This is a genomic window from Micromonospora tulbaghiae (genome assembly GCF_900091605.1).
Lineage (GTDB): Bacteria > Actinomycetota > Actinomycetes > Mycobacteriales > Micromonosporaceae > Micromonospora > Micromonospora tulbaghiae.
The window spans coordinates 260524-269757 of sequence record NZ_FMCQ01000002.1; the positions used below are offsets into that span (position 1 = coordinate 260524).

At 75.8% G+C, this 9234-nt stretch carries 1 protein-coding gene; it reads left to right on the plus strand.

Features of this window, described 5'->3' with window-relative positions:
* Positions 1-13 precede the first annotated feature (13 nt).
* Positions 14-9229 carry a non-ribosomal peptide synthetase gene (locus GA0070562_RS06310; RefSeq protein ID WP_091416755.1) on the plus strand — a complete coding sequence of 3072 codons (9216 nt, stop codon included), beginning with the start codon at positions 14-16 and terminating at the stop codon, positions 9227-9229.
* Positions 9230-9234 lie beyond the last annotated feature (5 nt).

A 9234-nucleotide genomic window follows, 5' to 3' on the forward strand; every position in this document is an offset into this window, starting at 1 on the left:
CCGGAGGACTGCCGTGCCCGACCACGAGGACATCCCCTGTCCGCTGACCACCGCGCAGTACGGGATCTGGCTGGCCCAGCGGCTCGAGCCGGACAACCCCGTCTACAACCTGGCCGAGTACGCCGACCTCGCCGGTCCGGTCGACCCGGTCGCGTTCGAGGCGGCGCTGCGCCGTACCGTCGCCGACACCGAGGCGCTGCGCGTGCGGGTCGACGAGCCCGCCGACGGACGCCCGGTGCTGTCGGTGCTGCCCGGCGTCGACTGGACGCTGCCCGTACTCGACCTGCGGCAGGAGCCCGACCCGTACGCGGCCGCGACGGCGTGGATGCACGCCGACAGGTCCAGGGCCGTCGATCCGCACCGCGAACCGGTCTTCCGCTACGCGCTGCTGCGCCTCGCCGACGATCGCACGCTGTGGTACCAGTGCTACCACCACATCGCGCTCGACGGGTACGGCATGGTCCTGGTGGCCCGGCGGGTGGCCGAGGTCTACACCGCGCTGAGCGGCGGCGGTGAACCCGGCTCCGCGCCGTTCGGCGCGCTGCGGGCGCTGGTGGCGGAGGAGACCGCCGACCGGACCGGCGAACGGTTCGACCGGGACCGCCGCTACTGGACCGGACGGTTCGCCGACCGCCCCACCCCGACCAGCCTCGCCGGCCGGCAGCCCACCACCGCCCGCCGGCTGATCCGGCGCAGCGCCACGGTCGACTCCGCGACGATGCGACGGCTGCGTGCCGCCGCGCGCGAGCGGGACGTCGCCGTGCCGACGATCGTGGTGGCCGCCGTCGCCGCGTACCTGAACGGGCTCACCGGCGACGAGGACGTGGTGCTGGCCCTGCCGTCGACTGCCCGCCGCAGCTCCCTGGCGCGCCGCGTACCCGCAACGGTCTCCACGATCGCGCCCCTGCGCGTCGCGGTGCGGCCCCGCACGCCGCTCGGCCAGTTCGTGGCCGAGGTGTCCCGGGAGTTGCACGCCGCGCTGCGCCACCAGCGTTACCGCTTCGAGGACCTGCACCGCGACCTCGGCCTCACCGGGGGCGCGTCGGTGCTCGGCCCGCACGTCAACATCCTGCTCGGCGCCGACCCCGACGGCGGTCGTGTCCGATTCGGCGCGGCCACCGGCGTCGACCACAACCTGGCCGGCGGCCCGGTCGACGACCTGGCCGTCGTGCTCGACGGCCGGCGCGGCGACGGCGACGCCCGGCTGGACCTGGACGCCAACGCCGACTACTACGGCGCGGAACAGGTCGGCGAGCACGCCCGCCGGCTCGCCGCCTTCCTGGACACCTTCGCCGCTGCCGCCGCGGCGGCGCCGCACACCCCGACCGGCGGGCTGGACCTGACCGGACCCGACGTGCGGCGGTCCGTGCTGGGGGAGTGGGGCGGGACCACCTCGCCGGTGCCCGACGTACGGCTGTCCACCCTGATCGAGCGGCAGGTGGCCGTCACGCCGGACGCCCCGGCGGTGACCTGCGGCGACACCACGCTGACGTACGCGCAGCTCAACGCCGCGGCGAACCGGCTCGCCCGGGTGCTCGTCGCCCGCGGCGCGGGGCCCGAGCGGCTGGTGGCGCTGGCGCTGCCCCGGTCGGCGGAGATGATGGTCGCCCTGCTCGCCGTGCTGAAGTCCGGCGCCGGCTATCTGCCGGTGGACCTGCGGTATCCACCGGATCGTATCGAGTTCATGCTGGCCGACGCCGCCCCCCGGCTGGTGCTCACCGGCACCGACGTCGCCGGCCGGCTGCCGGCCTCCGCCGCCGGCCAGCTGTTGCCCCTGGACGGACCCACGGTCGTCGCCGCGCTCGCCGGGCAGGACGACACCGACCTGACCGACGCCGACCGGCTGCGACCGCTGCGCGGCGCCAGCCCGGCGTACGTGATCTACACCTCCGGCTCCACCGGCCGGCCCAAGGGCGTCGTGGTGAGCCATGACAACGTCGTCGACCTGGCCCGCTGGGCGGTCGCCGAGATCGGCCCGGAGGCATTGCGCCGGGTCCTGGCCAGCACCTCGCTGAACTTCGACGTCTCCGTGTTCGAGATGTTCGGCCCGTTGGCGTGCGGCGGCGAGATCGAGGTGGTCGACGACCTGCTCGCCCTCGCCGAACGCCCCGCCGGCTGGTCCGGCAGCCTGATCAGCGCGGTGCCGTCGGCGTTCGCGCAGCTGCTGGCCGAAGGGGCCGTCGACGCCCACGCCGAGGTCGTCGTGCTCGCCGGTGAGGCGCTGTCGGCCGCGGCGGTGCGGGACATCAGCGCCGCGCTGCCCGGTGCGCGGGTGGCGAACATCTACGGCCCGACCGAGGCGACCGTCTACTCCACCGCCTGGCCCGGCGGGGACCTCCAGGACGGGGCCGCCCCGCCGATCGGCCGGCCGACCACCAACACCCGGGCGTACATCCTGGACGCCGCACTGCGTCCGGTGCCGCCCGGCACCGCCGGCGAGCTCTACCTCGCCGGGGCCGGACTGGCCCGGGGGTATCTCCACCGGCCCCGCCTGTCCGCCGAGCGGTTCGTCGCGGACCCGTTCGGGGCGCCCGGCACGCGCATGTACCGGACCGGCGACCTGGTCCGCTGGCTGGCCGACGGCGACATCGACTACCTCGGCCGCGTCGACGACCAGGTCAAGGTGCGCGGCTACCGGATAGAGCTGGGCGAGATCGAGGCGGTCCTGCTGGCCCACCCCGGGGTGGGCCGGGCCGCTGTGGCGGCCCGCGCCGACGCCGGCGTGACCCATCTCGTCGGCTACGTCGTCCCGGCCGGCGCCTGCGCCGCCCCGACCGCCGCCGAGCTGCGCGATCACCTCGCCGCGGCGCTGCCGGAATACATGGTGCCGGCGGCGTTCGTGTCGCTGGCGGCGCTGCCGCTGAACCCCACCGGGAAGCTGGACCGGCGGGCCCTGCCGGCACCGGACTTCGCCGCCGCGGCCGGTGCGGGCCGGGCTCCCGCAGGCCGCCGCGAGACGCTGCTGGCCGGCCTCTTCGCCGAGGTGCTGGGGGTGCCCACGGTCGGCGCCGAGGACAGCTTCTTCGACCTGGGCGGGGACAGCATCGTCTCGATCCAGCTCGCCAGCCGGGCCCGGCTGGCCGGGCTGCGGCTGACACCGCGCGACGTGTTCACCCACCGGACACCGGCCGCCCTGGCCCGGGTGGCCGGCGACCTCGACGGGACCGACGCCGAGGACCCGCGGGACGCTCTCGGCGAGGTGCCGCTGCCGCCGATCGTCGAGTGGCTGCGCGAGCGTGCGGGCACGGCGCACCCGGTCGACGCGGTGGCGCAGAGCGTCGTGGTGCGTACCCCCGCCGGCCTGGGCCGGGCAGAGTTGACGGCCGGCGTGCAGGCGCTGCTCGACCAGCACGACGCGCTGCGGATGATCCTGGACCGGGACGGCACGGCGTGGCGGCTGACGGTCCCGCCGCGCGGCGCCGTCGCCGCCGCCGCCTGCCTACGCCGGATCGACGCCACCGGGCCGGCCGAGCAGGACGACGCGATCCGCGCCGCCCGTGCGGAAGCGGTGGACGGGCTGCGCCCGGCCGAAGGACGGCTGGTGCGGGCGGTCTGGGGCGACGCCGGCGCCGGCCGCACGGGCTGGCTGGTGCTCGCCGTGCACCACCTCGCCGTGGACGGGGTGTCCTGGCGGATCCTGCTGGGCGACCTGGCCGCCGCCGTGGCCGCGGCCGGCGGCGGCGCGCAGCCCCGGCTGGCTCCGGTGCCCACGTCGTACCGCACCTGGGCCCGGCGCGTCGCGGAACGGACCGTCACGGCCGTCGACGCGACGCCGTCCAGTCTGGAGAGTTCGCTGGCCCGGCGGCCGATCAGGCCGGACGACACCGAGGCGACGGCGCGGCGCCGAACGGTCGGGTTGCCCGTGCCCGGCACCGAGATGCTGCTACGCGCCGCCGCCCGCAGGCACGCCGGCGTCGACGAGTTGCTGCTGACCGCGCTGGCCGTCAGCGTGGCGGATCGGCGCCGCCGGCCGGGCCCGGGCACGGATCTGCTGGTGCACGTCGAGGGACACGGTCGCGGCGACGTCGACGGTCTGGACCTGTCCCGCACGGTGGGCTGGTTCACCCGCCTGGACGCGGTGCGACTCGACCTCGGCGACGTGGACCCCGCCGAGGCGCGGGCCGGCGGTCCGGCTGCCGGCCGGGCGGTCAAGCGGATCAAGGAACAGCTGCGGGCGGCCCGCTCCGGCGACTCGACCGCCACGCCGTCCGGGCCGGAGATCGGGTTCAACTACCTCGGGCGGCTGGCCGCCGGCACCGGCGACTGGTCGGTGCGGATGATCGACGGCGCGGTCGCCGCAGGCGGCGTCGGCGCGCTGCCGGTAGCCCACCCGCTGGAGATCAACGCGGTTGTCGTGGACGGGCCGGACGGGCCACTGCTGACGGCCGAGTGGAGCTGGCCGGACGGTGTGCTGACCGCACACGACGTGCGGGAGCTGACCGACGGATGGCTCACCGCCCTGACGGCGATCACGGCGTACGCGAACCAGCCGGAGGGTGGCCGTACCCCCTCCGACCTGCCGCTGGCCGATCTCGACCAGGACGAGGTGGATCGGCTCGAGGCGGCCTACCCGGCGCTTGCCGACGTGCTGCCGCCGGCCCCGCTGCAGGAGGGGCTGCTGTTCCTCTCGGCCTACGACGAGCAGGCCCCCGACGTCTACACCGTGCAGTTCGTCTTCGACCTCGACGGGACGCCGGACCGTCAGCGCCTGCGGGCCGCCGCGCAGGCGCTGCTCGACCGGCATCCCGGACTGCGCAGCGGCTTCGTCCACCGAGGGCTGCGCCGGCCTGCGGCGGTGGTGCTGGACTCGGTGGAGGTGGACTGGCGGGAGCCGGACCTGTCCGCCGTCGCACCGGCCGGGCTGGACGAAGCGCTGGACGGTCTGCTCGCCGCGGACCGGGCGGAGCGCTTCGACCTGTCCCGCCCGCCGCTGCTGCGCTTCACCCTGGTGCGGCTGCCCGCCGGCCGCCACCGGCTGGTCCTGACCAACCACCACATCCTGTTGGACGGCTGGTCGATGCCGGTGCTCGCCGGTGAGCTGTTCGCGCTCTACCGCTCGGGCGGCCGGGGCGACGGGCTGCCGCCGGTCACCGACACCCGGGCGTACCCCGCCTGGCGAGCCCGGCAGGACCGCGGCGCGGCCGAGACGGCGTGGCGCGACGCCCTCGCCGGTCTGACGGAGCCGACAGTGGTGGCGCCGGCCGTCGCCGGACGCTCCCCGATGCCGCCGGCGAAGCTCCTGCGGGAGCTGCCGGCGTCGCTCACCGACGCCCTGACCCGAACGGCCCGTACCGCCGGGGTCACCCTGAACACCGTGGTGCAGGCCGCCTGGGCGGTGCTCGTCGGCAGCCTCACCGGCCGCGACGACGTCGTCTTCGGCGCCACGGTGGCGGGCCGCCCGGCCGAACTGCCCGGCGTCGAGACGATGGTCGGACTCTTCATCAACACCGTCCCGGTGCGGGTACGCCTGGACCCGGCCGAACCGGTCACCGCCATGCTGCGCCGCGTCCAGGAGCGGCAGAGCTCGCTGCAACCGCACCAGCATCTCGGGCTGGCCGACATCCAGCGGCTCACCGGGCACGGGGAACTCTTCGACACGCTGGTGGTCTTCGAGAACTACCCGGTGGACCCGGGCGTGCTCGACCTCGCCGGCACCGGCCTGTCCGTACGCGGCGTGCACGGGCTGGACGCCACGCACTACCCGCTGAGCCTGGTGCTCGTCCCCGGCGACCGGCTGGGGCTGCGGCTGGAGTTCCGGCCGGACGTCGTCGACCAGGACGGCGCGGGTGCGTTGCTCGACCGGGCGTGCCGGCTGCTGCGCGACATCGCGGCGGACCCGGCCGCCCCGGTGGGCCGCCTCGAACCGATCACCCCGGCCGAGCGGCGCCGGATGCTCGTGGAGTGGAACGCCACCACTCACCCCGTCCCGGAGGCCACCCTGCCCGACCTGCTGGCCTGGCAGGTGGCGGCCACCCCGGACGCCGTCGCGGTGGTCTTCGAGGGCAGCGAGCTGACCTTCGCCGAGCTGGACCGGGACAGCAACCGCCTGGCCCGGCTGCTGGTCGGCCACGGGGTGGGCCCCGAGCGGTTCGTCGCGGTCGCGGTGCCCCGTTCGCGGGAACTGGTGGTCGCGCTCTGGGCGGTGCTCAAGGCCGGGGCGGCGTACCTGCCGGTGGATCCGGACTATCCGGTCGACCGGATCGCGTACCTGCTCGACGACGCGCGCCCGGCGCTGCTGCTCACCACCCGGGCGACCGCCGGGCCGGCCGGTGACGCCCCCGCGCTGGTGCTCGACACCGACGAGGTCCGGCGTGCGACGGCCGAGATGTCCCCGGCCGCGCTGACCGACGCCGACCGGCACGCGCCGCTGCGCCCCGCCAACCCGGCGTACATGATCTACACCTCCGGCTCGACCGGCCGGCCCAAGGGCGTCGTGGTGCCGCACGCCGGCATCGTCAACCGGCTGGCGTGGATGCAGGACGAGTACCGGCTCACCGACGCCGACCGGGTGCTGCAGAAGACCCCGTCCAGCTTCGACGTGTCGGTCTGGGAGTTCTTCTGGGCCACCGTCGTGGGCGCCACCCTGGTGATGGCGCGGCCCGAGGGCCACCGGGACCCGGCGTACCTGGCCGAGCTGATCCGCGCCGAGCGCGTGACCACGCTGCACTTCGTCCCGTCCATGCTGGCGGCGTTCCTCGCCGAGCCGGCCGCCGCCGGGTGCGTCGGCATGCGCCGGGTCATCTGCAGCGGCGAGGCACTGCCCGCCGAGTTGGGCGAGCGGTTCTTCGCCACCGTGGACCCGGCCGGTGAGCACGGCGTCGAGCTGCACAACCTGTACGGCCCGACCGAGGCGTCGGTGGACGTCACGTACTGGCCGTGCCGCCCGGCGGAACGCACCGTGCCGATCGGCGTGCCGGTCTGGAACACCCGGCTGTACGTGCTCGACGGCTTCCTGCGCCCGGTGCCGCCGGGCGTGACCGGCGAGCTGTACCTGGCGGGTGTGCAACTGGCCCGGGGCTACCGGGGGCGCGCCGGGCTCACCGCGGAGCGGTTCGTGGCCGACCCGTTCGCCGCGATGCTGGCCGCCACGGATCCGTCCGTCGTTCCCGGCGAGCGCATGTACCGGACGGGGGACATGGTCCGCCGCCGCGCCGACGGGGTGCTGGAGTACGTGGGCCGCACCGACCACCAGGTCAAGATCCGTGGCTTCCGGATCGAGCTGGGCGAGATCGAGGCGGTCCTCGCCGACCACCCGTCGGTGGGACAGTGCGTGGTCCTGGCCCGTGAGGACCAGCCAGGGGCGCGACGCCTCGTCGGCTACGCCGTCCCGGCGACCGGGCGGGAGATCGACGCGAGCGCGCTACGGGAGCACGTCGCCGGCCGGCTGCCCGACCACATGGTGCCGGCGGCGGTGGTCACCCTCGACGCCCTGCCGGTCACCGTGAACGGCAAGCTCGACCGGGCGGCGCTTCCCGCGCCGGACTTCGTCGTGGTCACCGCCGACGGCCGCGCCGCGTCCGGCCCGCGCGAGGAACTGCTCGCCGGGCTCGTCGCCGAGGTGCTCGGGCTGCCCCGGGTCGGTGCCGACGACAGCTTCTTCGACCTCGGCGGCGACAGCATCATCTCGATCCAGCTGGTCAGCCGCGCCCGGTCGGCCGGGCTGGAACTCACCCCGCGTGAGGTCTTCACCCACAAGACCGTCGCCGCGCTGGCGGCGGTGGCGCGGGAGACCACCGCCGCCGTCACCGACCCCGACGCCGGCATCGGCGACGTGCCGCTGACCCCGATCGTGCACTGGTGGCTGGAGCGGGCCGGTCCGCTGGGCGGCTTCCACCAGTCCGTGGTGGTGCCCGCGCCGGCCGGGCTGACCGCCGACCGGCTGCGCGACGCGCTGCAGGCGCTCCTCGACCACCACGACGCGTTGCGCATGCGGCTCACCGGCGAGGCGGGACGGCGGCGACTGGTGATCGGTCCGCGCGGCGCCGTGGCGGCGGAGGACCTGATCACCCACCGGCCGGCCGGCACCGGCGCGCACGCCGGACCCGGGGGAGCCGACCTCGCCGCAGCGGCCGAGGCGGCGCGCCTCCGGCTGGACCCGGCCGCCGGCCGGATGTTGCGTGTCGTGTGGTGCGAGGGCGCGCCCGGGCAGCCGGGCAACCTGCTGATCCTGGCCCACCACCTGGTCGTCGACGGGGTCTCCTGGCGGATTCTGCTGCCCGACCTGACCGCCGCGCTGGACGCCGTGCCCGGTACCCCGACCCGGCTCACCCCGGTCGGCACGTCGCTGCGGGAGTGGGCCGGGTACCTGGTGCGGGAGGCGCGCAGCCCTGGCCGGCTGGCCGAGTTGCCGTTCTGGACGAAGCTGCTCGACCAGGTGGAGCCACCGGTTGCCACCCGGCCCCTGGACCCGTACCGGGACACCGTCGCCACGCTGGCCGAGATCCGCGTGGAACTGCCCGTCGACCGGACCCGATCGCTGCTGACCGCCGTGCCTGCGCTGTTCCACGCCCGGGTCGACGACGCGTTGCTGGCGGCCCTGGCCCTGGCGGTGGCGCGCCGACGCGCGCGGCGCGGGCTGGGCGACGACCCGTCGGTTCTGGTCGACCTGGAGCGGCACGGCCGGGCCGACCTGCCCGGCATCGACCTGTCCCGCACCGTCGGCTGGTTCACGAGCCTGGCTCCAGTCCGACTCGATCCGGGGACGGTCGACTGGCATCAGCTACGCGAGGGCGGCCCCGCCGTCGCCGTGGCGCTGAAGCGGGTCAAGGAGCAACTGCGGGCCGCCCCCGACGACGGAATCGGGTACGGCCTGCTCCGGCACCTCAACGACGAGACCGCCGGGGCGCTGTCCGAACTGGCCGGGGCGCAGGTGATGTTCAACTACCTCGGCCGGCTGAGCGGTGCCGACCGTGCCGGCGCCGGGGTGGTCATCGGCGGCGGGGCGGACCCGGAGCAGCCGGTGGCGTACCCGGTCGAGGTGGCCGCCTGGACGGCCGACACCGACGTGGGGCCCCGGCTCACCGCGGTGTGGCGCTGGCCCGGCGAACTGCTCGACGAGGCCGACGTGCGGCAGCTCGCCGACGACTGGCGGGCCGCACTGGACGGCGTCGTCGCGTACGCCGCATCGGGTGGCACCGGCGGGCACACCCCGTCGGACCTGACCCTGGGCTCGCTGTCCCAGGACGAGATCGACGAGTTCGAGGACGAACTGGAAGCGGAGTGGGAGTAGCCGTG